Origin of the sequence: Streptomyces sp. CA-288835 (assembly GCF_050936385.1) — a bacterium.
In the GTDB taxonomy this organism is placed as follows: domain Bacteria; phylum Actinomycetota; class Actinomycetes; order Streptomycetales; family Streptomycetaceae; genus Streptomyces.
Genome location: NZ_JBNJMW010000001.1, coordinates 8,907,280 through 8,923,612, shown reverse-complemented (window position 1 = coordinate 8,923,612; position 16,333 = coordinate 8,907,280). Strand labels below are relative to the sequence as shown.

Below are 16,333 nucleotides of genomic sequence, written 5' to 3'. Positions count from 1 at the left end.
GACACCTGGGTACGCGGATGCCGACAAGGTGCCCCGAAGGGGCGCGGGGCTGTGACATATGCGGCTCCGCCGCGATGGGGGTCCCCCCGCTCGAGCGCAGCCGAGAGTGGGGGAGCGACCAGCCACAACCAACCCGCAGACCTGGACGGCGCTTCAATGAACGGCGCTTCCAGTACTGGCGCCCCCCATCGAAGCGCGCCCGTATCAGGAGGTCAGCCATGCCCATAGCAACCGTGAACCCGGCAACCGGCGAGACACTCAAAACCTACGACGCCCTCGGCGCCGAAGAGATCGAGCGCAGGCTCGCAACCGCCGACGCAGCGTTCCGTACGTACCGCACCACCTCATTCGCCGAGCGCGCCCAGCGGCTACGCCGAGCCGCCGACCTGCTGGAAGCAGACACGCAGGACACCGCCCGCGTCATGACCACGGAGATGGGCAAGCCCATCAAGCAGGCCCGCGCGGAGGTCGCGAAGTGCGCGAAGGCGATGCGCTGGTACGCCGACCACGCCGAGGAACTGCTCGCCGACGAGGAGGGCCCGGAGTCGGAGGCGCGTGACTCCGGTGCCTCCAGGGTGATCGTGCGCTACCGGCCGCTCGGCCCGGTACTCGCGGTGATGCCGTGGAACTTCCCGCTCTGGCAGGTGATCCGGTTCGCCGCGCCCGCGCTGATGGCCGGCAACGTAGGACTGCTCAAGCACGCCTCGAACGTGCCGCAGACCGCCCTCTACCTGGAGGATCTGTTCCACCGGGCGGGCTTCCCGGAGGGCTGCTTCCAGACGTTGCTCATCGGCACCGGCGAGGTCGAGGGCATCCTGCGTGACGAGCGGGTCAAGGCGGCGACGCTCACCGGCAGCGAACCGGCGGGCCGCGCGGTCGCCTCGGTCGCCGGTGACGAGGTCAAGAAGACGGTCCTTGAGCTGGGCGGCAGCGATCCGTACGTGGTGATGCCGTCGGCCGACCTCGACCGGGCCGCGAAGACCGCGGTGACGGCCCGGGTGCAGAACACCGGGCAGTCCTGCATCGCCGCCAAGCGGTTCATCGTGCACGCGGACGTGTTCGACGCCTTCGCCGAGCGCTTCACGGTGGGCATGAAGGCGCTGAAGGTCGGCGACCCGCTGGACGAGGACACGGAGGTCGGCCCGCTCTCCAGCGAGCAGGGCCGCGACGGTCTGGCGGAGCTGGTGGACGAGGCAGTGGAGAGCGGCGCGACGGTGCTGTGCGGCGGCGAACGGCCCGACCGGCCCGGCTGGTACTACCCGCCGACCGTCCTCGCCGACATCACCCCCGCCATGCGGATCCATCGCGAGGAGACCTTCGGCCCGGTCGCCACACTCTATCGCGCCGACGGCCTCGACGAGGCGGTGACGATCGCCAACGACTCGCCGTTCGGGCTGAGTTCCAACGTCTGGACCCGCGACGAGGCCGACATCGACCGCTTCGTACGCGATCTGGAAGCGGGCGGTGTCTACGTCAACGGGATGACGGCGTCCCACCCGGCGTTCCCGTTCGGCGGGGTCAAGCGGTCCGGCTACGGGCGCGAGCTGGCGGGCCACGGAATCCGCGAGTTCTGCAACATCACCACCGTATGGCACGGAGCGTGAGCGTTCCGCAGTTACGATCGCCTGTGTGAACCGCGAAGTGACCCTCCCTCTGATCGTCGACGACCGCGGCACTTTGCAGGTGGCGGCCGCCGATGTCAGCAAGCTGCTGCGCAACGTCGGCGGCCGGTGGCTGCATCTGGTGGAAACCGGTCAGGAGGGCCTCGACGAGGACACGGTGGCGACCCTCACGATCGAACTCGCCAAGCTGGCCGACCGTATCGACGTGGCCTGCATCGCGCACAGCAGCGGGACGTCGCCCGACTAAGACTTGTTCGGGCTCGCTAGGACTCGCCCCGGTCCAGCTCCCACAGCGTGTGCCAGAACATCTCCTCGTAGCGCTGCAGCAGGCGTCCGTAGCGATGGACCGCCTCCTCGCTGATCAACTCCGCGTCCAGCCCGGCCTGTACGGCGGCCACCGCCTTCTGCTCCAGGTCGGGCGAGGGTTCCGCGAACAGGTCGAAGAACCCGCAGGCCGCGTCGTCGAAGCCGTACTGGCGGCGCAGCGCCTCCGCGATGGTGGCGCAATAGCCGCCCCACGCCGAGAAGTTGGCGCTCAGCGCGAGCACGACGTCGGCCGGTGCGCCGTTCAGGGCGAGCCAGGCGACGTACGCGGGATACGCCTGGGCCCCCGCCAGCGGTTCGTACGCCGCCACCCGTGCCTCGTCCGCTCCGCAGGCGGCGAGCAGCGGGCCGAGCCGGTCATGGGCGAGGGCCTCTCCCTCCGCGAGCATGGTGAAGAAGGCGGCGCACTCGGGCTCGGCGGCCGACCGTTCCGCGAGATGCTGGAACGCCCGGCGGTCCGCGGCGATCACATAGCGCTGTTCCAGAGCGAGCGTGGCGAGGGTGTCACGCCGTGCCGCGCCCCGGCCGATCAGGGGCAGCAGCCGGTTGGCTTGCGGGTCGGGGGCGAGCTTTCCGGTGGTCGTCTCCAGCAGTTCCCTGGCTGTCCGCGCCATCGCCGCACTCCTTCGGCTCGACTGCGCTGCCTTTCCCGTACTCTCCAGGCTCTCACGGCACCGCCGACGGCTCAGGTGCCGTCAGCGGATCGGCATACCCGCGAGGGTGCGCGCGATCACCAGCCGCTGGATCTCACTCGTACCCTCGAAGATCGTGTAAATCGCGGCATCCCTGTGCATGCGCTCGACCGGGTACTCACGCGTGTAGCCGTTGCCGCCAAGGATCTGGATCGCCTCCGCCGTCACCTTCTTCGCGGTCTCACTCGCGAAGAGCTTCGACATGGAGCCTTCAGCAGCGGTGAACGGCTTCCCGTTGACCGCCATCCACGAGGCCCGCCACACCAGCAGCCGGGCCGCGTCGATGGACGTACGCATGTCGGCGAGCTGGAAGGCGACACCCTGGTTGTCGATGATCGGGCGGCCGAACTGCTCACGCGTCCGGGCGTAATCGAGGGCGACCTCGTACGCGGCCCGGGCCGTGCCCACGGCCATGGCGCCCACCGCCGGGCGAGACGCCTCGAACGTCGCCATCGCCGCGTTCTTCACGCGCTCGCCACCGGCCTTCGCCCGCTCCCGGGCCCGGGCCAGCCGCTCGTCCAGCTTCTCCTTGCCTCCGAGCAGGCAGGAGCCGGGGACGCGGACGTCCTCCAGTACGACCTCGGCGGTGTGCGAGGCGCGGATGCCGTGCTTCTTGAACTTCTGGCCCTGGGACAGGCCGGGCGTGTCCGGCGGGATGATGAAGGAGGCGTGGCCCTTGGAGCCGAGTTCCGGGTCGACGACGGCGACGACGACGTGGACGTTGGCGATGCCGCCGTTGGTCGCCCAGGTCTTGGTGCCGTTGAGGACCCACTCGTCCTTGGCCTCGTCGTAGACGGCTCGGGTGCGCATGGAGGCCACGTCGGAGCCGGCGTCGGGCTCGGAGGAGCAGAAGGCGGCGACCTTGACGTCGCCCGCGTCGCCGTACATCTGGGGGATCCAGGTGCCGATCTGCTCCTCGGTGCCGTTGGCGAGGACGCCCACGGCGGCGAGGCCGGTGCCGACGATGGAGAGGGCGATGCCCGCGTCACCCCAGAACAGCTCCTCCATGGCCATGGGGATGCCGAGGCCGGTGGGGTCGAAGTACTGCTGGGCGTAGAAGTCCAGGGAGTAGATCCCGACTTTCGCGGCCTCCTGGATGACGGGCCAGGGAGTCTCTTCGCGCTCGTCCCATTCGGCTGCAGCGGGGCGGATCACATCGGCGGCGAAGCCGTGGAGCCAGTCCCGGACCTCCTTCTGCTCGTCGTTGAGCTCCATGGTGAACTCGGCCATGTCCCCTCCAGCTACGGCACTCGCCTGTTACTTGCGGTAACAGTAACCTGTTACCCGTGGGTAGGAAAAGTCAACTCCCGGTTCCCCTCCGGCAGCCCGTTCGATGCAGAATCACAGCAGGGTGTTACGTTGCGCAGGGCGTCGCCGAATCAGAACGGGTGGGGAGAGCTCATGGACACCACACAGCGGACCGAGCAGCAGCGGTCCGCCGACCGCCGTCGGCGAGAGCTGCTGGAAGCCGCCGACCGGGTGGTGCTCCGCGACGGCCCCGGCGCCTCGATGAACGCCATCGCCGCCGAGGCCGGCATCACCAAGCCCATTCTGTACCGGCACTTCGGTGACAAGGGTGGACTGTACGCGGCTCTCGCCAAGCGGCACACGGACGCCCTGCTCGAGGCGCTGCGGGCCGCGCTGGACGCGCCGGCCGAGCGCCGCGAGCGGGTCGAGGCCACGCTGGACACGTACCTCGCTGCGATCGAGGCACGTCCGCAGGTGTACCGCTTCCTGATGCATCCGTCGGAGGGCGGCCCACAGAGCGACCAGGGCTTCGACGTCGGCCTGCACTCCGCTCCCCTGCTGCGCCGCATGGGCGAGGAACTCGGCAAGGTCATAGAGGAACGAGTCGACCTCGGCCCCGACAGCGCTCAGCTCGCGCGGGTGTGGGGACACGGCATCGTAGGCATGATGCACGCGGCCGGCGACTGGTGGCTGGGCGAACGGCCTTGCTCACGCGCGGAGTTGGTACGCAGTCTGGCGGACTTGCTGTGGGGTCGCTTGGCGGCGGCGGGCGACAAGGTGGGCGGGCCCAGCTTCTAACTCCGGTGCGCTGGAGCGCCCCGTAAGGGGCGCGGGGCTGTATCAATTTGCGGCTCCGCCGCGTGGGCGCGACCAGCCACAACGGACCCGCAGACCGCGTCAAACCGCCCCCCAACGGCACTCACCGACTCCAAGAAGCCCGCGCAGCAGCCCGCATAACCCGCCGGTGGCGCCACCCCTGGAGCCGATCCACATACACCCCGCCGTCAAGGTGATCACACTCATGCTGAAGGCACCGGGCGAAGAACCCGGTGCCATGGACCCGCACCAACTCACCGTCCAGCGTGGAACCTTCGACGACCGCGTGGTCGTACCGCTCCGTCCCCGCCTCGAGGCCCGGCAGTGACAGACACCCCTCGGGCCCGCGCAACAACAGCCCGTCCGCCTCGACCAGACGCGGGTTCACCAAGTGCCCCACATGGCGCCGCTCCTCGTCGTCGGGGCAGTCGTACACGAAGACCCGCAACGACTGACCGACCTGGTTCGCGGCGAGTCCGACGCCCTGAGCCGCGTACATGGTGGCGAACATGTCTTCGACGAGACGCGCCAGTTGGGGGCCGAAGTCGGTGACTTCCTCGCATGGTGTGTGCAACACGGGGTCGCCGAGGAGGGACAGCGTGAGGACGCGCCCTTGGGCGCCCGGGATCGAGCCGTGTCGCATGGCGGCAAGGGTACGGTCCTCAATGTCGCGCGGGCGCCGGGGAGGTGCCGCGAACCGGGCCCGTCGTGGATCTCGATAGGCTGAGGGCCACACGTTGCCGGCAGCAGGGCAGGGCGCGGCGTCGTACGCAAGGAGGATCGAGAACTGATGGCAGGCAACTCGGACCCGCTGTCGCCGCGGGCCAAGCTGGCCGTGACGGCGGGCAAGGCGGTCGCGGCTGCGTCGCGGGCCGCGGGCCGCGGCAGCGGATCGGTGATCGGCGGCCGGGTGGCGCTCAAACTCGACCCCGACCTGCTGGCCCGGCTCGCCCAGCACCTGGACGTCATCCTGGTGTCGGCCACCAACGGCAAGACCACCACGACGCGGCTGATCGCGGAGGCGCTGCGCGCCGCGGGCCCCGTCGTCTCGAACGCCCTGGGTGCGAACATGCCCGCCGGCATCACCTCCGCGCTGGCCGGTGGCTCGGACGCGCGGTACGCCGTCATCGAGGTCGACGAGAAGTACCTCGCAGGTGTGGCACGTGACACCGACCCGAAGGCCATCGCGCTCCTCAACCTCTCCCGCGACCAGCTCGACCGCGCCGCCGAGACCCGCATGCTCGCCGAGCACTGGCGGGAGGGCCTGGCCGGTTCGAAGTCCGTCGTGATCGCCAACGCGGACGACCCGCTGGTCGTGTGGGCCGCGTCCTCCTCGCCGAACGTCGTGTGGGTGGCCGCCGGGCAGATGTGGAAGGACGACGCCTGGTCCTGCCCGTCCTGCGGCGGTGTGATGCAGCGGCCGGGCGACGACTGGTTCTGCGGTGAGTGCGGTTTCCGCCGTCCGACGCCGAGTTGGGCGCTGGACGGCGACCATGTCCTCGACCCGCACGGTTCCGCCTGGCCGATCCACCTCCAGCTGCCGGGCCGCGCCAACAAGGCCAACGCCGCCTCGTCGGCCGCCGTGGCCGCCGTCTTCGGTGTGCCGCCGCAGGTCGCCCTGGAACGCATGTACCAGGTCCAGGCGGTGGCCGGACGCTACGACGTCGTGCAGTTCATGCAGCGTGACCTTCGGCTGCTGCTCGCCAAGAACCCGGCGGGCTGGCTGGAGACGTTCTCGCTGATCGACCCGCCGCCGACGCCGGTCATCCTGTCCGTGAACGCGCGTGGGGCCGACGGCACCGACACCTCCTGGCTGTGGGACGTCGACTACACCCGGCTGAGCGGGCACCCGATCTTCGTCATCGGCGACCGGAAACTGGATCTCGCGGTGCGTCTGGAGGTCGCGAACCAGACCTTCCAGGTCTGCGAGAACCTCGACCAGGCCGTGCAGATCGCACCGCCGGGGCGGATCGAGGTCATCGCGAACTACACCGCGTTCCAGGACCTGCGCCGCCGTGTCGGCAACTGACCGGCGTCAGCACGTGATCCGCGTCGGCAACTGACCACAGAGGACGATCATCAATGAGTGACAACAGCCTGCGTCTGGTGTGGATCTACCCGGACCTGCTGAGCACGTACGGCGACCAGGGCAACGCCCTCGTGGTGGAGCGCCGGGCCCGGCAGCGCGGCCTGGACGTGGCCCGGCTCGACGTACGCAGCGACCAGCCGATCCCCACCTCCGGCGACATCTACCTGATCGGCGGCGGCGAGGACCGGCCGCAGCGGCTCGCGGCCGAGCGGCTGCGCCGCGACGGCGGTCTGCACCGCGCGGTCGGCAACGGCGCGATCGTCTTCTCCGTGTGCGCCGGCTACCAGATCCTCGGCCACGAGTTCATCAACGACCTCGGGCAGCGCGAGCCCGGCCTCGGCCTGCTCGACGTGGTCTCCACCCGCGGCGAGGGCGAGCGCTGCGTCGGGGACGTACTCGGGGACATCGACGCGCCCCTCGGCCTGCCGCAGCTCACGGGCTTCGAGAACCACCAGGGCATCACCCATCTCGGCCCCACCGCGCGCCCGTTCGCCCAGGTCAGGCTCGGCAAGGGCAACGGCACGGGAGACGGTACGGAGGGCGCGTACAACGACACTGTCTTCGGGACGTACATGCACGGGCCGGTGCTCGCTCGCAACCCGCTGATCGCGGATCTGCTGCTCAAGCTCGCGCTGGACGTCAACGCGCTGCCGCCGATCGACGACCGGTGGTACGAGGCGCTGCGCGCCGAGCGGATCGCGGCCGCCCAGCAGCCTGCCTGAGATGGACTGATACGCGGATACGCCGATAAACGCGGCCAACAGCCCGTCCGGGACAGCCCGAGAGATGGTTCACAGCCCTTCTGGCGGCCCGGCCGCTCACCTGTGCGGGGGCGTCCAGCAGGCGGACGCGTGATGCGGACCCGCCCCCTGCCGCCGGTACGCTTGCCGGGTCCAGCCGGACAGCGCGGTCCGGTACCCGGCCCACGTTGAGAAGGTATTTCGGGCTATGCGCATTGGTGTCCTCACGTCCGGCGGCGACTGCCCCGGCCTGAACGCCGTCATCCGGTCCGTCGTACACCGCGCCGTCGTCGACCACGGCGACGAGGTCATCGGCTTCCGGGACGGCTGGAAAGGCCTTCTGGAGTGCGACTACCTCAAGCTCGACCTCGACGCGGTGAGCGGAATCCTGGCTCGCGGCGGCACCATCCTCGGCTCCTCCCGCGTACGACCCGAGCACCTCAGGGACGGCGTGGAGCGAGCCAAGGGGTATGTCGAGGAACTCGGGCTCGACGCGATCATCCCGATCGGCGGGGAGGGCACGCTCAAGGCGGCCCGCCTCCTGTCGGACGGCGGCCTGCCGATCGTCGGCGTGCCGAAGACCATCGACAACGACATCGCGGTGACGGACGTCACCTTCGGCTTCGACACCGCCGTCGGTGTCGCGACCGAGGCGCTTGACCGTCTGAAGACCACCGCCGAGTCCCATCAGCGCGTGCTGATCGTGGAGGTCATGGGCCGCCACACCGGCTGGATCGCGCTGCACTCGGGCATGGCGGCCGGCGCGCACGCGATCGTCGTGCCGGAACGCCCTTTCGACATCGAAGAGTTGGCCGCCAAGGTCGGCGAGCGTTTCTCGGCGGGCAAGAAGTTCGCCATCGTCGTGGCCGCGGAGGGCGCGAAGCCTCGCGAGGGCTCGATGGAGTTCGACGAGGGCGGCAAGGACATCTACGGGCACGAGCGGTTCGCGGGTATCGCCCGCCAGCTCTCCCTTGAGCTGGAGCACCGGCTCGGCAAGGAGGCCCGTCCGGTGATCCTCGGGCATGTGCAGCGTGGCGGCACCCCGACCGCGTACGACCGCGTCCTCGCGACCCGGTTCGGCTGGCACGCGGTGGAGGCGGTGCACCGCGGTGAGTTCGGCCGGATGACGGCGCTGCGCGGCACCGAGATCGCGATGGTGTCGCTCGCGGAGGCGGTCGAGAAGCTGAAGACGGTTCCGGATGAGCGGTACGCCGAGGCGGAGTGCGTCCTCTGATACGTACGTAACTGGCACTGCCCCCGCTCGCGACCGCGACTGGGGGCAGTTCTAGTCTGGGTGCGGACAGACAGCGCGCAACCAGTACGAATCAGGAGCCGGCGGATGGATCACAGCGGGCACGGCACGACCATGGATCTGCCGCCGTTCACGCTGGGACGAGGCCTCGAGTGGTCCGCGGACCCGTTCTTTCTCGTCGCCTGTCTGTTGGGGCTCGCCCTGTACGGGTGGGGCGTTGTGCGGCTGGTGCGGCGTGGGGACAAGTGGCCGGTCGGGCGGACCGTGGCGTTTGTCGTGGGCGTGCTGAGTGTGCTGCTCGTGATGTGCACCGGGCTCAATGACTACGGCATGGTCATGTTCAGCGTGCACATGGTGCAGCACATGGTGATCAGCATGCTGACGCCGATCCTGATCCTGCTCGGTGCGCCGATCACGCTGGCGTTGCGTGCCCTGCCGGTGGCCTCCCGTCGGGGCCACAAGGGGCCGCGTGAGCTGCTGCTGGCGCTGCTGCACAGCCGGTTCATGCGGATGATCTCGCATCCGGCGTTCACGATCCCGCTGTTCATCGCGAGCCTGTACGCGCTGTACTTCACCCCCATCTTCGACTTCCTGATGGGTTCGAAGACGGGCCACACCGTGATGATGTGCCACTTCCTCGCCGTCGGGCTCGCCTTCTTCTGGCCGATCATGGGCGTGGATCCCGGTCCGCACCGGCCTGGCTATCTGCTGCGGATGCTGGAGCTGTTCGCGGGCATGCCGTTCCACGCGTTCTTCGGTATCGCGCTGATGATGGCGTCCGGGCCGATGGTCGAGACGTACAAGAACCCTCCCGCGTCCCTCGGCATCGACGCGCTCTCGGACCAGAACGCGGCGGGCGGTATCGCCTGGGCGTTCAGCGAGATCCCGTCCGTACTCGTGCTGCTCGCGCTGCTCTTCCAGTGGTACCGCTCCGAACAGCGGCAGGCCCGGCGCACCGACCGGGCCGCGGATCGCGACGGGGACAAGGAGCTGGAGGCGTACAACGCCTATCTGGCCTCATTGAACGCGCGCACCCGCTGAGATAACAATTCCCACGCAAGGCCACTGAGTGCCCCTCCGCCACTCTGGGCACTCTGCCTAATTAATGCCTCTTCCAATTAAAGCGTGACTGAAAGGCTTTTCCATTCAGTAGCATGGCGCGCAAGCCCTGCTTCCGCTCTGCGGGGTGACGGGGGAACCGCCGGGGGGAGCGGTAATGACATTTCGCGCGCCCATGTACAAGGGCATTCAATCTTCAGTCCGCAGGACCGCATTTCTGCTGGTCGCTTTGCTGATCCTCAGCGGCTGCACTCAGGCCGACCGCCTCGTCCTCGTGAAGGCCGTGGCGGCCGGAGTTCCGGCTCTCGATCCTTTTTTCGATGAGAAAACCGGGCTCGGTGTGGATGCCGAGGTGCGTGGGGAACGGCCTCGGGGCGGCTTGCAGCAGGGCAACACGCCTGGGCTGTACGGGGGTTCGCGTAAGCAGGGCACCTGTGACGTCGACCGGCTCAAGGAATTCCTCATCGATCCGGAGAACCGCCGGAAGGCTCGGGAATGGGCACGAGTTGCCGGAATTTCTCCGGATGCGATCGAGGAGTACGTCGATCAACTCACACCGGTTCTCCTGCGTCACGACACTCTCGTGCGGAACCATGACTACAAGAAGGGCAGGGCGGTTGCCTACGACGCCTTGCTGGAGGCGGGAATCGCGGTTCTCGTGAACGATCAGGGATTGCCCGTCGTGAAGTGCTCCTGCGGTAATCCACTGCGTACTTTCGAGGGGGACCGCGAAGAGATCTCGGTGCGCTTCGAGGACGGCAACGAGAAGTGGCCGAGTTTCCGCGAGGACGCCGTGGTGTCGGTCGAACCGTCGCCCACCAAGCTCGACCGGATCGCGCTCGTGGACGTGGCCGACCCGGACAAGGGCATCGAACGGCCCGTCGGCACCGACGGCTCGGAGGACCGGACGTTCGACGCACGACGCGACGGCGGGGCCACGGGAGAGCCAGGCACCTCTGGGGAGCCGGGTTCCACCTCGCCCACCGAGACCTCGAGCGACTCTCCGGCTCCGACCGATCCTGCGGAACCCAATCCGACGGACCCCAGCGATCCGACGGAGCCCGATCCCGCGACGCCTGATCCGACGCAGACCTCCACGCCACCCACCGACACCCCTCCCCCGCCGACGCCGACCGACACGGAGCCCGCCGTTACCTCGCCGCCGGCGTCGACGGACAGCGCGACTCCACCGAGCGACGATCCGCCCCGTACGAGCTCATCACCGCCGACGAGCGAGCCGGTCACCAGCGAACCCGTCACCAGCGAGCCCGCTACCGGCGCACCCGCCACCAGCGACCCCGCGACCGACGCCCCCGCGAGCGGCGAGCCTGCCGCGAGCGCGGTCTGACCCACGACAGCACCCAGGGAGGGACGGGATGGCACCAGGCACATCGCAGTCGGGAGTGGGCCGGGTCATCGCGGGCCGGTATCTGCTGCTGAACCGGCTCGGCACCGGTGGCATGGGACACGTATGGCTCGCCCACGACCAGCAGCTCGCCTGTGAGGTCGCGCTCAAGGAGATCGTGTTCCGCGATCCCGCCGAGGCCGGCCGGCAGCGGGCGGCACGGGTCGCCCGGGCCCGCGCGGAGGCCCGGAACGCGGCGGGGCTGCGCGGCCATCCGCATGTGGTGACCGTGCACGACGTACTGGAACACGAGGGCCTGCCGTGGATCGTGATGGAGTACGTCGCGGGCGCCCTCGACCTGCGCGACCTGGTCACCCAGCGGGGCCCGGCGGCGCCCGCCGAGTGCGCCCGGATCGGTCTCGCCGTGCTGGACGCGCTGACCGCGGGCCACGAGCGGGGCGTCATGCACCGCGATGTGAAGCCCGCGAACATCCTTCTGGCGCCGGACCGTTCGGGTTCGCCGTACGCACGTGTCCTGCTCACCGACTACGGGATCTCCGTGCAGCCGGACTCCGCGGAGCCGCGCTGGACCATGACGTCCATGCTCGTGGGCACGGCCGGGTATCTGGCGCCCGAGCGGGCCCAGGGCGGGCCGCCCACCGCGGCCGCCGATCTGTTCTCGCTGGGCTGCACGCTCTACTACGCGGTCGAGGGCTGCGGTCCCTTCGACCGCGACACCGATCTGGCCGCGCTCACCGCGGTCGTCCTGGAGGAGCCCCGGCCGCCCCTGCGCGCGGGCGCGCTGGAACCGATCCTGGCCGCCCTGCTCACCAAGGACCCGGTCCACCGCGCCACGGCGGAGCAGACGCAGGCCGCGCTGTCCGCGATCGTCACGCCGCAGTCCCCACAGCGCACCCATGTCGATCCGGGTTCGCAACCGCAGTGGGCGCACGCCGAGACGGAGGTATCAGCCGTACCGACGCCAGGGCCTGCGCCAGGTCCCGGATTCGGGCCGCCTATCGCGTTGCAGTCACCCGTCCCGCCCAAATCGCCGACGTACGGGCCGCCGCCCGGCAGCCGGCGTCGCAAGCGCTCGAACGTCCTGCAGTCCGTGCTCGCGTGCCTCCTCGGCGTGGGCCTGACGCTCGGCGGGGTCTGGTACGCGATGGGCCGGCAGGCGGACGAGGGCGGTGCTGCGCAGCCGTACGGCGGGACCATCGGGCTCGCCGAGCCGCTCAAGGACGGCGACTGCGTCATCGCCGACTGGCCCGAGAGGCGTTTCGAGGGCACGCCACGGCTGAAGCTCGAGGACTGCCTCAAAGGGTCACCGGACGGGCAGGTCATGGCGGTGGTCGAGGCCGGATCCGCCGAGGAGGCGCGTACGAACGGGCCCTTCTACTGCGAGTCGCGCACCGAGGAGACCCGTAAGAAGCTCGCGGACGTACGCGGCTACGCCGTGCTGCCCACCGAAGCGGGCTTCGAGGCCGCAGGCCGGCGCACCGTATGTCTGCTGCTCGGGGTGAACGGTGGGGTGTACGGGCCGCTCGGGGACCACCGGGAGACGGGGCTGACATTCATCGACACGGCCAATATGCAGAAGCAGGACTGCCTGGACGAACGGTCCGACCGGGATGCCCGGCTGGCCTCCTGCGACGAGCCGCACGACCAGCGGGTGCTCGGCTTCACCCGGCTCGGCCCGGACACCACGCTCGAAGACGCGAAGCGGGAGTCCGTCGAGGCCTGCGCGGCGGATGTGCCGCCGATCCAGTACGGCTACGACCCGGGCCGCTACGAATCGGCGGCCTGGGCCGGGGAGAGCGGCTGGAAAACAGGCACCCATTTCGTCGTATGCACCGTGAAAAGGCAGGACGGGGGCACCATGGAGAGGGACGAACCATAAGGAGGGTGTTGCGATGCCCGGTTCTACGAAGACCATGGGGGTGCTCACCGTAGGCGGCCTGGTCATGGTCACGGCCTACACGGTGGCGCTCGGCAGCAATGGCTGGCTGTGGTTCGGCTGGGTCGTACTCGGCCTGATCACGCTGGCGATGGTGGCCTCACGCAGCACCTGATGCCCTTCGCGCGTCCTCCCCGGACCACCGGTCCAGAACCGGTCCGGGGAGGCTTTCATTCGCGGGACAGCCGTCCCGCGGAGTGCACGCCGGGCTGGTATTTGGGCAGCCTGGCGGTGATTTTCATGCCGGCGCCGAGGGCGGTCTCGATGACGAGGCCGTAGTCGTCTCCGTAGACCTGGCGCAGCCGGTCGTCGACGTTCGACAGGCCGATGCCGCCCGAGGGGCTGATCTCGCCTGCCAGGATGCGGCGCAGCCAGTCGGGGTCCATGCCGGGGCCGTCGTCCTCGATGGTGACGAGGGCCTCGGCTCCCGCGTCCTGTGCGGTGATGCTGATGTGGCTCTTGTCGACCTGGCCTGTGCCGCCCTCGAGGCCGTGTTTCACGGCGTTCTCCACGAGGGGTTGCAGACACAGGAAGGGCAGGGTCACCGGGAGTACTTCGGGGGCGATCTGCAGGGTGACCGAGAGGCGGTCCCCGAAGCGTGCCCTGACCAGGGTCAAGTAGTGGTCGATGGCGTGGAGTTCGTCGGCGAGCGTGGTGAAGTCGCCGTGCCTGCGGAACGAGTAGCGGGTGAAGTCGGCGAATTCCAGCAGGAGTTCCCGGGCGCGCTCGGGGTCGGTGCGGACGAACGAGGCGATCACCGCGAGCGAGTTGAAGATGAAGTGCGGGGAGATCTGGGCGCGCAGTGCCTTGATCTCGGCCTCGATCAGCCGCGTACGGGACTGGTCGAGATCGGCGAGCTCCAGCTGGACCGAGACCCAGCGGGCGACCTCTCCAGTGGCCCTGACCAGTACGGCGGACTCGCGGGGCGCGCAGGCGACGAGCGCGCCGTGTACTCGGTCGTCGACCGTGAGCGGGGCGACGACGGCCCAGCGCACCGGGCAGTCCGGTTCGACGCAGTCGAGGCGGAAGGCTTCGCCGCGGCCGTTCTCCAGCGGTCCGGCGAGCCGGTCCATGATCTGCGTCTTGTGGTGCTCGCCGACGCCTTCCCAGGCGAGGACGGTGTCCTGGTCGGTGAGGCAGAGGGCATCGGTGCCGAGCAGGGTGCGCAGTCGCCTGGCCGACTTGCGGGCCGTCTCCTCGGTGAGGCCCGCGCGCAGCGGAGGCGCGGCGAGCGAGGCGGTGTGCAGGGTCTCGAAGGTGGCGTGCTCGACGGGGGTGCCGAGTCCGCCGAGGCTCCGTGGGCGCGTGGTGCGCCTGCCGAGCCAGAAGCCGGCCGCCAGCAGCGGGAGTACGGCCACCAGGAGCCCGGCCAGGAAACCGCTCATGTCTCCACCACCCGCCTCATGCGTCAACTTCCTTCGCGCTCACGGCCGTTCGCACCTGCCCGCCCGACAACTGCTCCGGCAGATGGAAGCGGGCGAGGATCGCTGCCGTGCCCGCCGGTACCCGCCCGGGCGTGGCCAGCGACACCAGCACCATGGTCAGGAAGCCCAGCGGCACGGACCACAGCGCGGGCCAGGCGAGGAGTGCGTGCAGCGGGCCCGTGCCAGGGAAGCCCGCCATGGTCGCGGCGACCGCGAGCAGCGCCGAGCCGCCGCCGACCAGCATCCCGGCCGCCGCTCCGGGCGGGGTGAGCCGCCGCCACCAGATGCCGAGGACGAGGAGCGGGCAGAACGAGGACGCGGAGACGGCGAAGGCGAGCCCCACGGCGTCCGCGACGGGCAGCCCGCCCACGACCACGCTGGCCATCAGCGGCACGATCATCGAGAGCACCGTGCCCAGCCGGAAGTGCCGTACGCCCCGTGCCGGGAGCACGTCCTGGGTGAGCACGCCCGCCACCGCCATGGTCAGCCCGGACGCCGTGGACAGGAACGCGGCGAACGCCCCGCCCGCAACGAGCGCGCCCAGCAGGTCCCCGCCGAGTCCGCCGATCACGCGGTCGGGCAGCAGCAGTACGGCGGCGTCGGCGTCCCCTGTGAGGGTGAGCTCGGGGGCGTACAGGCGGCCCAGTGCGCCGTACACCGGTGGCAGCAGATAGAACGCGCCGATCAGGCCGAGTACGACGACCGTCGTGCGGCGGGCGGCGACGCCGTGCGGGCTGGTGTAGAAGCGGACGACCACATGCGGCAGTCCCATGGTGCCGAGGAAGGTGGCGAGGATCAGTCCGTACGTGGCGTAGAGCGGGCGGTCCTCGCGGCCTTCGGCGAGCGAGGTGGACATGCCGCCGTTACTGCCGCGGTCAGCGACGGGGACGTGGTCGCCCTTGGTGAAGCCGAGCCGGGTGCCCTGTTCGATGCGGTGGACGCCCTCGGAGAGCCGTACCTTCTCGTCCTCGTACCGCTCGCCGTCCACGGTGCCCGTCGCCGTGACGTTCAGCGGTTCGGCGAGCTTCAGGTCGAGGCCGCTGTCGACGCGGACGACGCGGTGTTCGCGGAAGGTCGCGGGTTCGTCGAAGGCGTTCCGTGGCGAGCCGTCGCCCTGCCAGGCGAGAACGAGGAACAGTGCGGGGACGAGGAGGGCGGTGAGTTTCAGCCAGTACTGGAAGGCCTGCACGAAGGTGATGCTGCGCATGCCGCCGGCGGCGACGGTGGCGACCACGACGACGGCGACGATGATTCCGCCGAGGGACTTGGGGGCGCCGGTCAGCACGTTCAACGTCAGCCCGGCGCCCTGCAGTTGGGGCAGCAGATACAGCCAGCCGACCCCGACGACGAAGGCGCCGGCCAGCCGTCGCACCGACTGGGAGGCGAGCCGTGCCTCCGCGAAGTCGGGCAGCGTGTAGGCGCCGGAGCGGCGCAGCGGGGCGGCCACGAAGAGCAGCAGGACGAGATAGCCCGCCGTGTAGCCGACGGGGTACCAGAGCATGTCGGGGCCCTGGACGAGGACGAGGCCCGCTATGCCGAGGAAGGAGGCGGCGGACAGGTACTCGCCGCTGATGGCGGCCGCGTTCAGCCGGGGGCCGACGGTGCGTGAGGCGACGTAGAAGTCCGAGGTGGTGCGTGAGATGCGCAGGCCGAAGGCGCCGACGAAGACGGTCGCGACGACGACGAGGGCGACCGCGGGAACGGCGTAGTTCTCGTTCACGGCTCAGCGGACCTCGTTCGGGTTCATGGCTACGGCTCAGCGGTC

Annotated in this window: 15 protein-coding genes; 10 read left to right on the top strand and 5 right to left on the bottom strand. The window is 69.8% G+C overall.

The genetic code is table 11. From position 1 onward, the window contains the following. The first annotated feature begins 218 nt into the window (after positions 1–218). Both ACQEVY_RS40350 and ACQEVY_RS40345 read left to right on the top strand, forming a co-directional pair. Complete coding sequence (locus ACQEVY_RS40350) at positions 219–1,604, top strand: NADP-dependent succinic semialdehyde dehydrogenase (protein WP_432954838.1); 1,386 nt, start codon at positions 219–221, stop codon at positions 1,602–1,604. 25 nt (positions 1,605–1,629) lie between these two features. Beyond that, positions 1,630–1,869 (top strand): DUF6213 family protein, encoded by a 240-nt coding sequence (locus tag ACQEVY_RS40345; RefSeq protein WP_432954837.1) that lies wholly within the window; start codon positions 1,630–1,632, stop codon positions 1,867–1,869. Positions 1,870–1,885: 16 nt separating this feature from the next. Here the strand turns inward: ACQEVY_RS40345 and ACQEVY_RS40340 are convergent, their stop codons facing one another. After that, positions 1,886–2,560: a transcriptional regulator gene (locus ACQEVY_RS40340; protein ID WP_432954835.1), complete on the bottom strand. Its 675-nt coding sequence runs from the start codon at positions 2,558–2,560 to the stop codon at positions 1,886–1,888. Between the two features lie 81 nt (positions 2,561–2,641). Next, entirely contained in the window at positions 2,642–3,868 is a 1,227-nt protein-coding gene (locus tag ACQEVY_RS40335) for an acyl-CoA dehydrogenase family protein (protein ID WP_432954834.1), read from the bottom strand. 171 nt (positions 3,869–4,039) lie between these two features. Between ACQEVY_RS40335 and ACQEVY_RS40330 the strand changes: the two genes are divergently transcribed. Continuing rightward, entirely contained in the window at positions 4,040–4,684 is a 645-nt protein-coding gene (locus ACQEVY_RS40330; protein WP_328773170.1) for a TetR family transcriptional regulator, read from the top strand. Positions 4,685–4,805: 121 nt separating this feature from the next. Here ACQEVY_RS40330 and def read toward each other — a convergent pair whose 3' ends face one another. Further along, positions 4,806–5,345 (bottom strand): peptide deformylase, encoded by a 540-nt coding sequence (gene def / locus ACQEVY_RS40325; RefSeq protein ID WP_432954833.1) that lies wholly within the window; start codon positions 5,343–5,345, stop codon positions 4,806–4,808. A gap of 147 nt (positions 5,346–5,492) precedes the next feature. Between def and ACQEVY_RS40320 the strand changes: the two genes are divergently transcribed. The 7 genes from ACQEVY_RS40320 (at position 5,493) to ACQEVY_RS40290 (ending at position 13,259) form a co-directional block, all read left to right on the top strand. Next, positions 5,493–6,731 (top strand): MurT ligase domain-containing protein, encoded by a 1,239-nt coding sequence (locus ACQEVY_RS40320; RefSeq protein WP_432954831.1) that lies wholly within the window; start codon positions 5,493–5,495, stop codon positions 6,729–6,731. A gap of 53 nt (positions 6,732–6,784) precedes the next feature. Then, complete coding sequence (locus tag ACQEVY_RS40315; protein ID WP_432954829.1) at positions 6,785–7,513, top strand: type 1 glutamine amidotransferase; 729 nt, start codon at positions 6,785–6,787, stop codon at positions 7,511–7,513. 226 nt (positions 7,514–7,739) lie between these two features. Beyond that, positions 7,740–8,765, top strand: coding sequence for a 6-phosphofructokinase (locus tag ACQEVY_RS40310; protein ID WP_432954827.1), 1,026 nt, complete (start codon positions 7,740–7,742; stop codon positions 8,763–8,765). 105 nt (positions 8,766–8,870) lie between these two features. After that, positions 8,871–9,824, top strand: a complete 954-nt coding sequence (locus ACQEVY_RS40305) for a cytochrome c oxidase assembly protein (protein WP_432954826.1) — start codon at positions 8,871–8,873, stop codon at positions 9,822–9,824. A 175-nt stretch (positions 9,825–9,999) separates the two neighbouring features. Further along, on the top strand, positions 10,000–11,190 hold the full coding sequence (locus ACQEVY_RS40300; RefSeq protein WP_432954824.1) for a DUF6777 domain-containing protein: 1,191 nt from the start codon (positions 10,000–10,002) through the stop codon (positions 11,188–11,190). Between the two features lie 28 nt (positions 11,191–11,218). Continuing rightward, the gene (locus ACQEVY_RS40295) at positions 11,219–13,087 is read left to right on the top strand and encodes a protein kinase domain-containing protein (RefSeq protein WP_432954822.1); all 1,869 of its coding nucleotides are present in this window, start codon (positions 11,219–11,221) and stop codon (positions 13,085–13,087) included. A gap of 13 nt (positions 13,088–13,100) precedes the next feature. Next, a complete protein-coding gene (locus ACQEVY_RS40290) occupies positions 13,101–13,259 on the top strand; it encodes a hypothetical protein (RefSeq protein ID WP_165264169.1) in 159 nt (52 codons plus the stop codon). Between the two features lie 55 nt (positions 13,260–13,314). Here the strand turns inward: ACQEVY_RS40290 and ACQEVY_RS40285 are convergent, their stop codons facing one another. Both ACQEVY_RS40285 and ACQEVY_RS40280 read right to left on the bottom strand, forming a co-directional pair. Beyond that, positions 13,315–14,529, bottom strand: coding sequence for a sensor histidine kinase (locus ACQEVY_RS40285; RefSeq protein ID WP_432954820.1), 1,215 nt, complete (start codon positions 14,527–14,529; stop codon positions 13,315–13,317). A gap of 16 nt (positions 14,530–14,545) precedes the next feature. Then, positions 14,546–16,288: a cation acetate symporter gene (locus ACQEVY_RS40280; protein WP_432954818.1), complete on the bottom strand. Its 1,743-nt coding sequence runs from the start codon at positions 16,286–16,288 to the stop codon at positions 14,546–14,548. Between the last annotated feature and the right edge of the window lie 45 nt (positions 16,289–16,333).